Annotated in this window: 8 protein-coding genes; 2 read left to right on the top strand and 6 right to left on the bottom strand. The window is 36.0% G+C overall.

Going from position 1 to position 17,441, the window contains the following annotated elements; translation table 11 throughout:
- From ACH2CJ_RS19120 to ACH2CJ_RS19095, 6 genes are all read right to left on the bottom strand, one after another.
- The coding region (locus ACH2CJ_RS19120) for a TolC family protein (RefSeq protein ID WP_394995407.1) at positions 1-1,398 on the bottom strand (1,398 nt) is incomplete at its 3' end.
- A 731-nt stretch (positions 1,399-2,129) separates the two neighbouring features.
- Positions 2,130-3,350: a lanthionine synthetase LanC family protein gene (locus tag ACH2CJ_RS19115; protein ID WP_394995404.1), complete on the bottom strand. Its 1,221-nt coding sequence runs from the start codon at positions 3,348-3,350 to the stop codon at positions 2,130-2,132.
- Positions 3,343-4,419, bottom strand: coding sequence for a phosphotransferase family protein (locus tag ACH2CJ_RS19110; protein WP_394995402.1), 1,077 nt, complete (start codon positions 4,417-4,419; stop codon positions 3,343-3,345). The genes ACH2CJ_RS19115 and ACH2CJ_RS19110 overlap by 8 nt, the downstream gene beginning before the upstream one ends.
- Positions 4,420-4,425: 6 nt before the next feature.
- Positions 4,426-5,718, bottom strand: a complete 1,293-nt coding sequence (locus tag ACH2CJ_RS19105; RefSeq protein WP_394995400.1) for an HlyD family secretion protein — start codon at positions 5,716-5,718, stop codon at positions 4,426-4,428.
- A 22-nt stretch (positions 5,719-5,740) separates the two neighbouring features.
- Complete coding sequence (locus ACH2CJ_RS19100) at positions 5,741-7,927, bottom strand: peptidase domain-containing ABC transporter (RefSeq protein WP_394995399.1); 2,187 nt, start codon at positions 7,925-7,927, stop codon at positions 5,741-5,743.
- Positions 7,928-8,065: 138 nt separating this feature from the next.
- Positions 8,066-15,289 carry an Ig-like domain-containing protein gene (locus ACH2CJ_RS19095; protein ID WP_394995396.1) on the bottom strand — a complete coding sequence of 2,408 codons (7,224 nt, stop codon included), beginning with the start codon at positions 15,287-15,289 and terminating at the stop codon, positions 8,066-8,068.
- A gap of 847 nt (positions 15,290-16,136) precedes the next feature.
- On the opposite strand from ACH2CJ_RS19095, the gene ACH2CJ_RS19090 reads away from it, so the two are divergent.
- Both ACH2CJ_RS19090 and ACH2CJ_RS19085 read left to right on the top strand, forming a co-directional pair.
- Positions 16,137-16,805: an ISAs1 family transposase gene (locus tag ACH2CJ_RS19090; protein WP_394995393.1), complete on the top strand. Its 669-nt coding sequence runs from the start codon at positions 16,137-16,139 to the stop codon at positions 16,803-16,805.
- Positions 16,783-17,250 carry an ISAs1 family transposase gene (locus ACH2CJ_RS19085; RefSeq protein ID WP_394995390.1) on the top strand — a complete coding sequence of 156 codons (468 nt, stop codon included), beginning with the start codon at positions 16,783-16,785 and terminating at the stop codon, positions 17,248-17,250. Before ACH2CJ_RS19090 ends, ACH2CJ_RS19085 begins: the two co-directional genes overlap by 23 nt.
- Positions 17,251-17,441 lie beyond the last annotated feature (191 nt).

Here is a 17,441-nt window from a genome sequence, read left to right as displayed (position 1 = left end):
TTTAATTTTATCAAATTGACTTTTTAAAATTACATAATCGGTCGCATTAATTACACCTTCCTCTAATTGTTTCTTAGAAATACCAAATAATTCTTCAATGATTACCGATTGTTTGTTGATTGCTGATAGGCGTTTAAACGAAGACAGCATTTCTTTATATGCTAACTCGATGGTTTGTTTTAGTTTGTATTCAGACTCACTGATTTGAATATTAGCAATCTTCTGACTTAATTGAGCATTTTCTATTCGTTTTTTAGTTATTCCGCCATCATAAATCGGAATACTAAAGTTTAAATATAGAATTTTGTTGAAATTTTGTCCTAATTGGTCAAAATACCCAACATTTTTGATATACCCAGTTGGTACTTTGTTAGTCGTAATTAGGTTGATTCTATTGTTATTCAACAAAATATAATCATTTGTGGTAGTTTCAATTAATTTGTTTTTGCCATCATTAACAAACCGTTCTTTTGGAGCTGCACTCGAATAATTTGAACCAAAACTAACACCCAAGCCAACTGTGGGCAACAAAGTCGCTTTTGTTGAGCTAAAATTCAAGCGACTTATTTCTGCAAGTGCTTTAGTGCTTTTTATGCTTGGATGGTTTGAAATTGCAAAATTAATAATAGCATTAATGGGTGTTTTATATATTTGAATCAAACTTGTTTCAATTGATTTACGATCAATCTGAAAATCGCCCACATTTGTTTCATTCATTACTTGTAACAATTTTATTTTTGACAGCGATAATTCATTTTCTGCATTAATTATTTGCAACTCATCATTAACAACTTGAACTTTGAATTCTAAAATATTCATTCGTGAAGACAAACCCTCTTTACTTAGAGATTCCAGTTTATTCAACTGATTTGTTGAAACCTCAATTTGTTGTTTAGCAATTATCAATTGTTCTTCAGCATTAAGGACTCCCAAAAATGTTTTCAATACTTCGATTGAGAGATTTTGGTCAATGTTTGCAATATCGTTTTCTGTTAATTTTGCCTCAATTTCTTTTATCAAAATATTATTTTGAATTTGGCCACCCATATAAATAGGAATTTCAGCACCAATACCATAAGATTGATTTGCAATAGTTTCCTCCGTAAAAAGGTTTGTATATCTATCAATACTTCTACCCGAATTTAAGTAATTTACCATGTTCCCCGAAATCTTGGGCAAACGTTCATTTTGAGCAATCAATAAATTTGTCTGTTTGATTTTTGACAAAGTTTGAGCCTGTTTTTTTTGAAAATTATTTGTTTTTGCTCGATTGATACAATCTTGAAACGAAAGTTTCAAAACATCGGATTTTCCATTGATTGTCGTTTGAGAAAAGACTGTGATTTGGGTGAAAAATCCGAGAATAAAAAGGAAGAAATATGAAGGTTTTTTTTTCATCCGAAAGTTTGAATTTTAATAGCAAAAAGTATGCCAAAGGCAATTTTAACGATAAAATAGCACGTCGAATAAAGAGCAAAAATTGAGCCAACGGATACATAAAAAAACGTATTATTTTTCAATAACATGTAAGTTGTTGAAAACCAATACTTTATAAAATTAATAAAATAATCTTTTTTTTTATTTTAATGGCATATTAATTGCAGCAAATAACACATCAATAACTGCGATTAATTAAAAATTAACCAAATTATTGAGTGAACCATTTTTTAAAAACTTAAAAATCTTTACTATTATGTTAAAAAATCTCTCAAATTTCGCAACCCTCGAAGTATTAAATTCTGAGGAAGTTAAAGGTGGTACTTGTTACATTCCAAGACCATGTGGTTGTGGTTATGGAAATGGTGGCCAGAAATCAAGCAAGTCAAACAAAAACAAGTGTAAGACTAAATCTGTTAAAACACCTAAGCCTCCAAAATGCAAATAACATTTTTGATTGTTTAGTTACAGTGAATGGTACTCAAAAAGAGTGCCATTTATTGTTTATAGCCATTATTAATTGAAATAACTTGAAAATATGTGAAACTTGGGCATTTTTTATCATTAATCGTAAAAATGGCAAGTCAAAATTAGCTACTTTCTTTTTAATTATTGATTTAATTTTGGGCATTTAGTAAAATCGTAATAAAATAATAACGTGCCAATCATTAGTTTTTTGTAAAAAATATTTTTTACAAACCTAAGACAAGCATATTTGGTAGGCTTTGATTTTGGAGCGAAAGAAAAAAGTAAGCGATTCCTGCCCAACCTTGCATAAAAGATGGATTTTGTAGCAAATGATTTTCGCTGTCAGAAAAACGCAGGTTTTCGATTGAAAGATTTAGTTTCTCAAAGCCTTGACCAATTTTTAGCTTCAATTCGACTTTGTTCAAAGCCAAATCGAATGTTCGAAGGTGGTATAAATCCCCAGTGAAGCCATGACACAAGCTAAAAATTTCAATAACATCAAACGATTTATTTAAAAGAATTGTTGCCGCCTTATTTACATCTTCTAATAAAAATGATTGTTTTGTGAGCTGATACGTTCGATACCGAGAAAGCCCAATTCCTGCCGCCCCATGACACCACGCATTTGTTATGTAAGTATGCTTTGTTTTCATTTTTGAGTGTGGCTGATGAAGTAATCGAAGGTCTTTCCAATTTAGAAATTTTTCTGAGAAATAACTATTTTCGTACGCAACAGCTTGTTCTATGGCATGAAGATACCTGACTTCTTGGCAAATTGCATATACTTCGGCAAGTGCATGGGTGATGCCTGCATTGCCTTGCGAATAGCCTGTGAGGTTCGGACCTTTTGAAGCAAGGGTTTTCCATGAAATCCCTTTTTTTGTTTGATGACTATTAATCAATAAATATTCACCCCCTAAAAATATAGCTTTTTCAAACGTTTTTCTTGGAAAAAGTCTATTTATCGCAGCAATTGCTATGATTCCGCCAGCACATCCTTCCATCACATCAAAACTTGATTTGTCAATACTTTGACAAATGTTTTCTGCCAACTGCAAACCTTCTGCAATAATTTCATCAGATTTTAACCAAATTCCTGACTGAACAAGCGAGTAGGCAATGCCTCCACGACCTTCATAAAAACCTACTTTTTCGGTTCTAATTTTTGAAAGTTGGTCAATTGTCTTATGCCATGCCCCCAATGCTATTTTATGATAAATTTCGTTTGGGAAAGTATCAAAAATTGCTGATAAAAAAAATGCAACTCCTGCCGAACCTGTTTGAAAATTACTTGGTAAAGCTCTCAAAACAACTTCAGCATTTGCAATTTGTGTATGATAGAAAATCCCTGTCCAATTGCATTTATCATCAAGCCAAAATGCTTGTTGGCAAATATCATTGGCAATTTTTTGAGCAATAATAGAAGTTTCCGATTGATTAATCATAAAAGTAATTTTGCTGAATTTCGCTTGGATTTTGCATTAATTGTTTGAAAAGTTCGAGGCGTTTTTTTGGTGTTTCTACATCTTCGGGGTAGTCAATAAGCATTTCGTAGGCAATCATTAAGATTTTTATAGGCAAGTATTCACAAAGTCTTTTCAAAAATATTTTCTTTGCTTTTTTTTCAAATTTCCTATTTTCGGCATATTTTTTCCAAAACAAATTGATTTGTTGTGCAATAGTTTTTTCTACATAAGGAAAAGCATTTAGATGATATTCTTGCAAATATATTCCAAAATTTATCCAATCTCCCAACAAAAACGTAATGTCCCAAGCGGCATCTCCTTTGCCTGCCATTTCCCAATCAATTAGCCAAATGGGGCTATTATCTGTGGCTTTATGGCGAAAAGGTATCATCCAATTTGTGAAACGGCAATCTAAATGAATAAAATTTGTTAGCTGCCAGTGTCTTTGGGTTTTAGAAATTGACTTCATCCATTCTTGATTTTCAAGAATGTCGGAGAGTTGCAAAAAAACATTGGGAAAGTTTTTTTTTATGTTTTTTTGGTAAGATTTATGACCAATATTTAAGAACCAAGGGTATGCTTTTTGTAGTTTATATTGAGTAACTTTTTCAATTGACAAATTATGAAGAGCAGCCAATCCATTGGCAAAATGACTAATTATATTTTCGTCTGGAAGATTTAAGCCATGATATAGATAGTCAAATATTCGACAAACGCCTGTAAGTTGTTCAATGATGAGAATATGATTTTGGGCATCATATAATTTAAAATGAGGTAAAAATTGTCGAATATTTTCAAAGTTGGAGTCGGTGTAAATAATTCGATAAATTTCTGCCTCAACTTCCATAGATTTTACATAATCTTCATCAGTAATATCTGGTTGTTTGATTAAAATTTTTAAGCCATTTTCATGAAATTGATTGACTAAAAAATTAGTATTTCGGCTTGATACATCTCGAACTAATAAATCGCCCTCAATGATACTTTTTAGGTCAATTAGCTTGCTTTCTAAAAGATATTGGCATATATTTTCGATTGTTAAAATCATCAAATCTCAATTAAAAGTTCTACGAAATTGGTACAAAATTTTACTGGCAAGCGTTCTGTCTTCAGTTATAATTTCGACATTTGCCAACATTCCATTGCGAAAAGTAAGTTTTTTATTATAAGTAGTCAATAAACCATTTGGTAAGGAAATTCGTACTAAATAAGTATTGTCTTTTGCTGGAATTTCAGAAATATAGTTCATCACTCCAAAAACAGTTCCGTACTCCTCAGCAGGGTAACTATTGAAGCGAATAATGACCTTTTGCCCAATTTTAATTTTGCCAAAATTATCTTGTGGGATATTGACATCGCCAATGTATTGGTTCGCTTTAGAACTACCTATATAAAAAAGTTCTTGGTCAATAGCAACAGATTGATTTTCTTGAATAGTTGTTTGAAAAAAAACTTTTCCAGCAACTGGAGCTGCTATTATATATTTTTGTTTCCAAGCGTTGATAGCACTTATGAGGGTTTTGAGGGACTCTGAAGTAGTGTTTTTTTGTTCAAACAAATTTTTGTCTAATTCTAAGAGTTCTTTTTGCTTGCCAGTTTGCTCACTTTGGTTGTTGATTAACTGAGCTTCTGCCTGTTTAAGTGAAATTTGTTTTGCCAATAATTTACTTTCAGCATCAGACAATTCGCTTGAAGAAACAACCCCTTGTCGAGCTAATCTTTGTTTTTTTGAAAACTCGTTTTGAGCTAAATTATAATCTCTAAGATAAATTTGTTGTTGTTCCGAAAGTTTTCTTGACATAAAACCAATATCTGTGAGCTCTTTGTTTAGAAAGTTTCGTTTTTGGGCATAAAAACCATTGGAAGTTAGGGATTGCAATTGAGTAAGTGTTTGTTCAAATTGTTGGTAGTCGGGTTGTATTTCTCCCAAATTTGTATAACTATTTTTACCTAATGTACTCAGAGCAGAAAAATAGCCTTGCTGAACACTTTTTTGAATAGTATCTAATTGTTTGGAAAGGCTCAAAATTTCATCATGGTTTGCTGTTGATTCGATATAAGCAAGTGTTTGATTTTTTGTTACTATTTCATTTTCTTTGATAAATAGTCGAACCAATTTTCCATTAGTTTTGGGTACAACGGATTTTGGAACATCGGTAGAAGTGAGTTTGAGCGTACCTCTAATGACATCGGGGTAACTAATAAAAAAAGTTGCTCCAAATAGTCCAAGAAAGAAAAACGAAAAGAGCATAGTTCCCCATCTTACAAGCCAAGCGGGATTGTAATTAATAATTTCCTGCACCGAATCACTGGGCGAATACCTAAGTTTTTTTTCTTTAATTTCCATTAATGATTTGATAATCAACTCTTTAATCTCCTAATTCCAATTGATTTTTTACAAGTTCATAATATTCACCTTTTAGATTTATCAACTCTTCATTTGTACCACTTTCGGTGATTTGACCTTTTGATATGACAATAATTTGGTCAGCATTTTTGACAGTACTCAAGCGATGAGCCACCACCACCACCGTTTTACCTCTGAAAAACTCATTGAGGTTTTGCATAATTGCTTTTTCGTTGTTGGCATCAAGGGCATTTGTTGCTTCGTCGAAAAATATAAATTCTGGATTTTTATAGACAGCTCTTGCTATCAAAATTCGTTGTTTTTGACCTTGACTAAGCCCGTTGCCTTCTGCACCTATTTTTGAACTGAAACCTAAAGGAAGGCTTTCAATGAATTCAAAAATATTGGCTACCCTTACAGCATGATAAAGTTTGTCAATGTCAATATAATCTTGCCCTACGGCAATATTTCGAGCAATTGTATCTGAAAAAATATATCCATCTTGCATCACAACTCCACATTTTTCTCTCCATGAGTGATGATTAACTCGAGCTAATGGAACGTTTCCAATGTAAATTTGACCAGATGTTGTTTCATAAAATTTCAAAAAAAGTTTCAAAAGAGTTGTTTTTCCACTCCCACTTGTGCCAACGATTGCAGTAGTTTTTCCTTCGGGAATTGTAAGACTTATGTTTTCGAGGATTCTAAGTGTAGTACCAGGATACATAAACGAAAGGTTTTCGACTTTGATATTTCGATAAAATGGCAATTCAGTAATATTCTGACTGTCGTCAGGTTCTTCATCTTTTACTTGGTGAATGTCGTTGAGGCGTTGGAGGCTCAATTGGGCATCTTGATACAATTGTATGAAAGAAATGAAATGCTCAATAGGGCTATTCAATTGTCCAATAATATATTGCAATGAAAGCATCATACCGAGGGTCATTTCTCCATTCAAAACCGCCATTGCCGCAAAAAAAGTAATCAAAATGTTCTTACCTTCATTGATAAATAAAGCTCCAGTATATTGAATTTGCTTGATACCAAGTGATTGAATATTTAATTTGAATAATCGGGCTTGGATGTTTTCCCACTCCCACCTCTTTTGTTGTTCGCTATTATTTAGTTTAATGTCATGGATTCCGTCAATGATTTGTAATATAATATTTTGATTTTTAGTTCCAATCTCAAATTTTTTGATGTTAATTTGTCTTCTTTTTTTCTGAAAAATCACCACCCAACCTATATAAATGGCACTTGCCAATAAAAACAAAACGAAAATTTTGAGATTGAAAAAAGCAAGTGTAAATCCTAAAACAATAAAATTGAAAATTGCAAAAATAGTGCTAATAACAGTATCTGTTAGAAAACTCTCAATATTATGATGGTCATTAATACGTTGAAGTAAATCGCCTTGATGTTTGGTGTCGAAATAAGATAGGGGAAGTCTTAAAAGTTTAGCAAAAAAATCGGACAAGATATTGATATTGATTCTGGAACTTATATGAAGTAAAATCCAACTTCTGATAAATTCAATAACCGTTCTGCCTGCGTAAAGAACCAATTGACCAACTAAAATAAGATTGATAAAATTAATATTTCGAGTATTAATTCCAATATCAATAATTGCCTGCGAAAGAAAAGGCAAAATTAGCTGCATCGCACTTCCCATAAGTAAGCCTATGAAAAGTTGTACGAGTAATTTTTTGTAGTTAAAAAGATATTGTAAAATCCTACCAAAATTTAAGCCTATCTGTTTTTCATCTTCATTTTCATTAAAACGAGGTGTAACTTCAAAAAGGGTAACAATTCCAGTAGGCTCTTCTTCAATTTGATTAATTGCCCAATTAGTAATAAATTCTTTTTTGTCAAAAACTTTTTTACCTTCGGCAGGGTCGGCGACAAATACCTTGTTTTTTTGAATTTTATAAACAACTACAAAGTGATTTTGTTTCCAATGGGCAATAAATGGAACTGGTGCTTCATTGACAAGTTTTTCGTATCCTACCCTAACTACTAAAGTACGTAAACCTAAATTTTCGGCAACCATGCTAATAGCTGCCATAGAAACCCCCTCACGATTGATACCTATTTTCTCTCTTAATGTTTGTAATGAGTAATTTTTTCCGAAATGTTTAGCAATCATTCGCAAACAAGTTGGACCACAATCCATCGTGTCTAATTGTCTAAAAATAGGGAAATCATTCATTTATTGTTTGAAGTTTTTAGATAAAATTTTGGTTACTAATACAAATTAGCAATTTTTATACCATTTACAAATGTAATGGACTAATAAAACAAAAAAGGTCGTGAAATGCTTCACGACCTTTTATTTAGCTTACAAAATTTATTTTGCTTTCTTTGTCTTTTGAATAATGAATGGTACACAAATAATTGGTTTACATTCACAGAAGTTTTCGACATAAATTGGACAACAGCCACCACTTGGACATTGACTATTATCAACTCTTATGGTGTACATTCCAAAAGTGCTGACTAAATATGTTGGTGAATTTGCTCCAATAATTGGCTGTCCATTCAGATACCATTGATAATTTATGTAACCAGAAGGTGCTGTAAGAAGCACTTTTTCTTCTCTTTCATTACAAATCTTGATAGGTACACTCACACAAACTCTTGCAAAGTCATCTTCACTTTCAATTTTATTGCCAGCTTTTGAATCCAAATCTGTACCATTCATGGCAGACAACCATGCTTCATTACAAATTAAACCACCCATAAAAGTTAATTTTATTTTTACTTTCACATCTAAAATGGCTGTATCTCCAACAACCAGAGCGATATTATTCCAAAGCCCAGTATTTGCATCAAAAGTTCCTTTGGTTGAAGTTGCTGATACAAATTCAAAGAATGGTGACAAACTATCTTTTACAATAATACCACTCACCAAAATATTTTGTAAATCTTGGCGGAAAACTTTAACCCTGAATGTTACTAAATCACCTACTTGTCGTTTACAGTCTGACGAGCCAACAATCGTTTTGCTCACAGCAATATCTACAGGTGGAACTGGAGCTATCGGTAAAACTGTCAAGTAAAGCGTTGCTGTATCGCATGCGATTGGTGTGCCTGCATCACAAACTTTATACACTACTTGGTCGTTTCCTGTGAAATTCGGATTCGGCGTATAAGTATAGCTTCCGTCTGGATTAAAGACGATCGTTCCGTTGGTCGGATTGCTGATTTTGCTAAATACCAATGGTGTATTGCCATCTGGGTCGCTGTCATTTTTGGCTACTGTGCCACTCACTGGCGTATTGATTGGCGTTGTATTGGCATCGTCAATGGCTACTGGTGGGTCATTATTCGGAATTATTGGAATAATATTGACCGTTACCGTTGCTGTATCACATGCTCCTTTTACATCACAAATAATGTATTTGAAGCTATCCTCGCCTACAAAATTACTGTTTGGCGTATAAGTGAAACTGCTGTCTGCTGGGTTGAATGCCACCGTACCGTTGGTCGGATTGCTCAATTTGGTTACCGAAGCAATCTTATCACCTTGTGGGTCGTCATCATTTGCCAAAACTACTATTTTGACTGGCGTATTGACCTGTGTTTGGCTCGCATCATTGTTGGCAATCACATCATTGACATTCACTGGTGGCAAAATTTCAATCGTTACAGTGGTCGTATCACATGCTCCTTTGTTGTCGCAAAGCAAATAACAGAAAGTATCAGTTCCTACAAAATTGGTCGCTGGAACATAGGTATAATTACCGTTGGCTTGCAAGGTTACTGTGCCATTTTTTGGACTACAAATTGGCAATAAACTCACACTCAATGGGTCATTATTTGGGTCATCATCATTGGTCAATACATTGCCTGTTACTGGCGTATTGATTGGTGTGGTGTTGATGTCCTCAGTCCCTACTGGTGGGTCGTTTCCAGGAGGGAAAATATTGACCGTAACCAAAGCTGTATCGCAAACCGTTGTGTTTACTTTATCACAGATTTGGTAAATGAAGGTATCTGTGCCACTTGTACCAGCATTTGGCGTGTAATCTACACTGCCATCGGCTTTTACTGTTACCGTTCCTTTTGTTGGTGGTGTGGTGACAGTTGGTGCAGTGATTTTACTTAAATCTACCACTGGGCTTCCATCTGCATTCTTGTCATTGCTCAGAATTGATATGTTTTTCACAATCCCTGCTGTAGCTGAAATAATACCATCTGGATTCGCTATTGGAGCTGGTCCAATTGTTACCGTTACCTTCGCTGTATCACATACGGTGGTATTTACTTTATCACAAATGGTGTAAATAAAGGTATCTGTACCACTTGTACCTACATTTGGTGTGTATTTTATCGTTCCATCAGGATTCACACTTATCGTTCCTTTCAATGGAGCAGTTGTTACTACTGGTGGTGTAATTTTACTCAAATCTGTTACTGGCGTTCCATCTGGATTCTTGTCATTGCCTAAGACTGGTATCGTGCTTGGAATACCCGCCGTGGCATTGGCAACATCTGGGTTCGCTACTGGGGCTGGTGTAATTGCTACCGTTACCAATGCTGTATCACAAACGGTGGTGTTTACTTTGTCGCAAATCGTGTAAATGAATGTATCCGTTCCACTTGTGCCAGGATTAGGCGTATAATCTACTGTGCCATCTGGTTTTATACTTATGGTACCTTTCAACGGAGCAGTTGTTACCACAGGTGCAGTGATTTTACTCAAATCTACCACTGGGCTTCCATCTGCATTCTTGTCATTGCTCAGAATTGATATATTTTTCACAATCCCTGCTGTAGCTGAAATAATACCATCTGGATTCGCTATTGGATTACAACTTGCCACTACAACAGTCAAAGAAGTAGGAGCTGACACACAAGCCGTTGTGGTATTAGTGGTTATTACGCTATATACGCCCGGTGCTAATCCTGCAAAAGTAGTGGTTGCTTGTGTTACGCCAGCTACTACTGGTGCTGTACCCGTTACGGTATAAGTTACATCTGCCGCTGGTACTGGAGCAGTAATTACGATTGTTCCCGTTGGTACAATACAAGTTGGTTGTGCCGTTACACTTGCCGTTGGAGCGGCAGGTGGTGTAGGAACTGCATTGACTGTCAAAGAAATAGGAGCTGACACACAAGCCGTTGTGATATTGGTGGTTACTACGCTATATACGCCCGGTGCTAATCCTGCAAAAGTAGTCGTTGCTTGTGTTACGCCTGCTACTACTGGTGCTGTACCCGTTACGGTATAAGTTACATTTGCCGCTGGTGTAGGAGCAGTAATTACGATTGTTCCCGTTGGTACAATACAAGTTGGTTGTGCCGTTACACTTGCCGTTGGTGCTGGTACTGTTGGTACTGCATTGACAGTCAAAGAAATAGGAGTTGACACACAACTCGTTGTGGTATTAGTGGTTACTACGCTATATACACCTGGTGCTAATCCTGCAAAAGTAGTCGTTGCTTGTGTTACGCCAGCTACTACTGGTGCTGTACCTGTTACGGTATATGTTACATTTGCCGCTGGTGTAGGTGCTGAAACAACGATTGTTCCCGTTGGTACACTACAAGTTGGTTGTGCCGTTACACTTGCCGTTGGTGCTGCTGGTGCAACTGGAGCTATAAAAGTAACCATCACTTCCGTAGGACTCGTTGGTACACCACTTGTATTTGCACTTGTAACTTTATATGTACCAGGACTTAAATTACTGAAAACTCCCGTTGAATTTGTACTTGTTACATTGGTAGTTAAATTTATAATAGTATAAGTTATTGCGGGGTCTGGCGAAGGTGAGGTAACTGTAACTTCTCCAAAAGGAGAGGCACATGTTGGTGAAATAGATTTTGTTAAAATTAGCTCTGCGGGAGGATCAGGAAATATATTTACTAATTTACTTTCAAAATTAGTTCTTCCACAGGCATCGGTAGAACGTAAATTAACTACACAAGCTTTTGTAACTGTAACTATAGGAGCGGTAAAATTAGTATTTGCTGAGTTAGGAGTTGAAAAAGAACCCCCACAATCGGATGTCCATTTGAAAGTTGCTGGTGCAGAAACTACAGTAGCACTGGCTGAAAATGCCGTAACTACTCCACTCGAAGTGTTTAACGTAGTAGCAAAATCTCCCGTAATTTTTGGTCTTTTCTCTAAACTTGACGCCAACCAAAAGTTACCCAACACACGGGCAGCAGCTACAGTAGCAGCGGTAGTTCCTCCAGTAATAGAGTGACTGGCTTCGTACATTATCATACCATAGTCATCATTGCCATAGGCTCTACCATACGCTAATTTTGCGGCTTTTCCAGGTGAGTTAGCCGGAACGTCACTCTGCGTAGCATCCCAACTGGCAACTGTGGTGCTTGGTCTCCATCCTCCACCCAATTTCGGGAGGTAAATTGACTCTGATCCACTTTCCAAAGCTCCATCAAGTGTTCCCAAAAATTGCATAAATGGATCTGAAGCCAAATTAGATGCATAATATCCCGACCCAATGCTATAGTTATAGGGTAAAGAACCATCAGCGTGGTCACCCCAAGGTATTAGACCCGTTGAACTTAGGTAGTTCATATCTGGTGTGCCATCTTCATTTAAGTCAGCCAAACCTTCCAAAGCACTCACGGCATGGCAAGCTGCCCAAAACCAACCCCGATTTTTGATAAATGCATCAAAAATTTGTTTTTCATTCAAAACCCAATCTTGTGGATCGGCATGGGGCATAATATATATATCATCACATGGGCCAAGGTTACTTGGCAAACCATTTTCTCTGTAAGTGTCATAAATGGGATCACCATTTACATCAAATCCGATTTGGTTATTGACTATTCCTGCCTTATCAAAAAATGCTGATTTTGCTATGCCCCCATTTTGTTGATCTAAAACTGCCCGAGAGAAACTCGTTATTTTGTCAAAAATAGGTGCGGCAAAGGCAACGGTTGGGCAGGTTACCGTTAAACCCGGGTAAGCTGCTTTTCTTGCATTAATTAAGGCTACTACAGCGGGCAATTGAACATAATATTTGTCAATGATAAAAGCCCCACTTTTATAATCTACGCCTTGAGCGGTAAAGTCAATTTGATCTTGCTTAGTGGCAGCAGACTCATTCACAAATGATTTGCTTGGTTTTATTGCCCAATAAACGGGAACTTCATAAGTACGTACCAATTCATGCACCAAACCGTAGGGAATTAAACCCCCATTTACGGTCTGAGGATTCAAATCAATGATACAAGATCCCGCCGTAAATCCTTTGAGTGCTGAAATGGATAGCGTAGAAGAATTATTTGCTACTAAACCATCGGCACCGCTGGAAGCCGTAACACTGGCAGTATTTTCAAATAATCCACCATTAGTTACCGTGGTAGTGATGGTTAATGTACGCTCTTCGCCAACGGCTAAGTTGCCAACTGTCCATATACCCGTATTAGGGTCAAAAGTCCCTTTGTCGGTGGTGTTTCCTATGTAAGAAACATTATATGAAGGCAAAATGTCGGTTACTGCTACACCAGTGGTGGCATCAGGCCCGTTGTTTTTAACCTTTATTATAAAAGGAAGAGTATTACCTTCTTGGATGGGCGGTGTAGAAGTGGTAGTTTTAGTTACCTGAACATCAGCTCCTTTCACCTGCGAACTCACCGAGGCAGTGTTGGGCTGCGTGGCTGACACTGGTTGCTTCATAGGCGAAGAAACCGTGGCTACATTGGTAATCATTTTTCCTCCTGTTCCTGCTTTTACCGTGGCATTGATGGTTAAAGTTACCGTAGCCGCATTGTTTAGCGTTCCGATTGTCCATACGCCCGTGGTGGAATTATAAGTACCAACGGAAGGAGTAGCCGAAACAAACTGAAGATCGGCAGGAAGCAAATTGTTTACCTGTACCAAAGGTGCGTTTTGAGGGCCATAATTTGTTGCATTGATGGTATAAACAACGGCATCTCCAATATTTAGAACTCCAGTTGGGCTAACAGTTTTTGTAATTCCTAAATCTGCTTCTCCTACCGCAATAAAAGCACTGGCGGTATTATTGGCTGTTTTGGCATCGGGTTGAGCTGGAGGAGTCTTTACAGAAGCCACATTGGTAACGATTTCGCCCGCTGCCGCTGCCACCGTGGCCGTTATTGTCAAAGTCTTTGGCAAGGGGTCAAGGGCTGTAATGTTTCCAACTGTCCAAACACCAGTGCCTACCACATAAGTACCTTGGGAAGCAACGGCCGAAATACCGGTAAATTTACCAGCGGGCAATAAGTCATTAATAACTACGGCTGATGCATTATCTGGACCATTGTTTGAAACCACCACCGTAAATTTTACTACATCGCCAGTACTGGGGCTAAGGTTATTGACAGACTTGGAAACCGACAGATCTGCACCTTTTACAGTAAAATTCACATTGGAGATGTTATCACCTGGCATCGAGTCAAACTGATTAAAGCTTAGCACCTTTGCCGAATTATTAATGGTGGTAGCGGCGGTACCCGTATTTACGGTAAAATTGATATCTAACGATTTATTGCCCACCACAAAAGTAGGAATAGTCCAGGTTACTGTTCGTGTTCCTGCATTATAGGTGGCGGTACCGATTCCAGGCGAATTTGATACCCAGGTAATACCTAATGGTAATACATCAGTGATTATTACATTGGTAGCGGTACTTGGACCGGCATTGGTTAATTTGAGCGTGTATTTTATTGCATCCCCCTCATCTGGAGTAGCTTGACTCACTGTTTTTAATAAATTCAAACTTGCCTCGCTAACAAAAAGTGAGGCACTTGCCGAGTTATTAACGGCATTTACATCGTTCTCAACTATGGCATTTAAAGCAGCGGTGTTGGTAATGGTTTGACCAATAGTACCCGTGTTGATTTTCATCACTACTGATAAGTTTTTTCCACTATTTACTGCCAACGTGCCTATATCCCAAATTCCTGTTGCTTGATTATACGTTCCCTGCCCAGCGACATGGCTAACATAGGTCATTCCAGCCGGAATCTGATCAAGAATCTTAATTCCAGTTCCGATGGCAGTTCCAACATTTTTAACATCAATACTGTAAGTTACATTGACACCTGGGTCGTAAGGGGCATTTGAATCAATAACTTTCAGAACTTCAATATCGGGTGAATTAACAATTAAGCTAACTGATTTTGAGTTGTTGTTTGACATTGGGTCGGTTGCCCCAGTCATTGATTTAAACGAAGCGGTATTGACTATGGTATTTCCCGTAGTTCCCGCATTGACGGTAGCGGTAATTGTAAGTTTTGACGAACCATTACTTGCAAGTGTCCCAACAGCCCAATCACCAGTACCGGAAGTGTAGGTTCCGTCATCTGGTGCAGAACTTACAAAAGTAAGCCCAGCAGGGAGTATATCCGAAATAATTAAATTGTTGGCCGTATTGGGTCCAACATTTTTAATCTGAATGGTGTAAACTATTGACTGACCAACATTAGGCGTTGCGTCATTCACGACTTTTGATAAAATCTGAATGTCAGCAGTTTGTGCTGAAGCTGATAATTGGAGACCTAAAAATAGACTTAAAATCAGGCTTAGGCAAGAGAGTTTTCTGCGTAAATGGTTGGAAAACAGCATAGCGATAGCGTTTTTATTTGTTTGACTTTTGATGTAGGTGTGATTTTTAAAGCTAAAAATCTGGGAAATATAAATTTTACAGTTCCGAAAAAAGTCGAAACTCGAAATAGGAAAACCATTTACTAATGGTTGCTCGGTGGCAAAAAAATTTAAAACACCCCTACGATCTAGGAAGAAAAAGGGCGGATAATTGAGTAATGACCAGAAGTAAATAATTTTTCATTTTTTTAGAACATAAATAATAGGACTCATTGTTACACAAACGAATGTTTTGAATTTTGCAATTATTATGCCAACATAAAAAAAGTATTTAAATTATTATTTAAAGGTATAATATACCCTAATTTCAAGACACTATCTATAGTTAAAAAACCATTAATTGAATCTTAAAATAATACAATAAAATAAAATCAAGTAAGGCGTAATTATGACGGAATTTTTCAAAACTAAGAAGCTTATTGAAGTAAAAAATAGCATAAAACTTAAGCCCACTTAAGTAGTAAGTTTGAGCTAATTGTACTTAAATTAGATAAAATAAAAGAGTATAAAAACAAAAGAGTCTTTTTGAAGGGGTTTCTCGAATATATTTAATTCTATAATTATGAGCAAAAAAAGCCTTTAATTTATTTGACACTTAATCAAGTTTTCAAAGGAAGATTAGCTATACCTAAAAATAATACAATTTTTCTATAACAAAATTGATAAGCGATTAACAAATATTTTGTTCAACTTTTGAGATACCTCTTAAGGGATAACAATACGAAGAATAGGGATGAATGCTAAAAAAACGCAGGGCAAACGCATGAGATTTAGTTTGATGTAGAGATATTTTTTATTTTTGCATCTTATGTCAAAAATAAAGGGATATTTCGAACAAGTACAAGAACCACGTTGTAAGGGAAAATGCTTACATCTGTTGTCAGATATTTTGCTGATTGGTTTACTGACCTATTTGAGCAATGGGGAAGATTATGAAGATATGGTGCTTTTTGCAGAAAGTAAAGGGGGTTTATTTCCAGAATTATTGACTTTCCCCAATGGGATTCCATCTCACGACACGTTCAATAGAGTTTTTCAACTAATTGATAATCAATCACTTAAAGAATGTTTAACAGCACATGGTAGAGAGATTTTAGATATATTGTCAGAAAAACAAATAGCTATTGATGGAAAAAAGCTCAAAGGTGTAAGTCCTACCAGTAAAGGGAATCATGGACTTTATATTGTAAATGCTTGGTTAAGTGAAAATCGCTTATGTATTGGAGAGGAGAAAATACAAGAAAAAAGCAATGAAATCACAGCGATACCAAAAGTTTTAAAACAAATAGATTTGATAGATTCTGTAGTAAGTATAGATGCTATGGGTTGTCAAACAGCCATTGTAGAGCAGATAAAACAACAAGGAGGGCATTATTTTTTATCTGTTAAAGGCAATCAGAAAAGGCTTTTGGAGGAAATTCAGGGCAGTTTTGAAGGTTTACTTCCCTTTTTCAATGCAAGAAGAATGGGAGTATGACCATGGACGTTATGAAACAAGAACTTGTAGCATTTTGCCAGCAAAAGGAAATATAGAGCAGAAAACTATTCAACATTGGGAGGGTTTAGAAACCATTATAAAAATCGAAGCAAGTCGTCATATAAAAGGCATTAATAGCAATGAAATTCGGTATTACATAAGTGATGAAAAAATAGATAAACCGCTATATTTCAATAAGTTAGCAAGAGGGCATTGGTCTATAGAAAACCACTTGCATCGCCGGGCGACCCCGTGGCATTTAGATGTAACTTTTAGAGAGGATGCTTGTAGAGCAAGAGCTGGAAATGCTCCAGAAAACTTAGCATCCATGAGAAAATTAGCTTTACAAATAATTAATCAGCCAAAAGACAAATTAAGTCTAAGAAAAAGAAGAGTGAAGGCTGCGTTCAGTATTGAATATCTCAAAAGTTTAATCAAAAGTTGATGCGTTTGCCCTGGTTGCGGTTGCTTGTCCTTGATTTACTATCAAATAATCGCTATACAAGTCAAATTCAGCTATTAATTTTATGAATTTATTTTAAAACCGTACACAAAATTGTATAGCTGATAAAAGGTGATTAATTTTGAAATGTGCTGACTTTATCCATCTCAAACCAATCTGAAAAAGGCTGATGT

The sequence above is a fragment of the Emticicia sp. genome (assembly GCF_043780375.1).
Lineage (GTDB): Bacteria > Bacteroidota > Bacteroidia > Cytophagales > Spirosomataceae > Emticicia.
The sequence above is the reverse complement of the archived record's forward strand: the minus strand, read 5'-3'. Positions and strand labels throughout refer to the sequence as shown.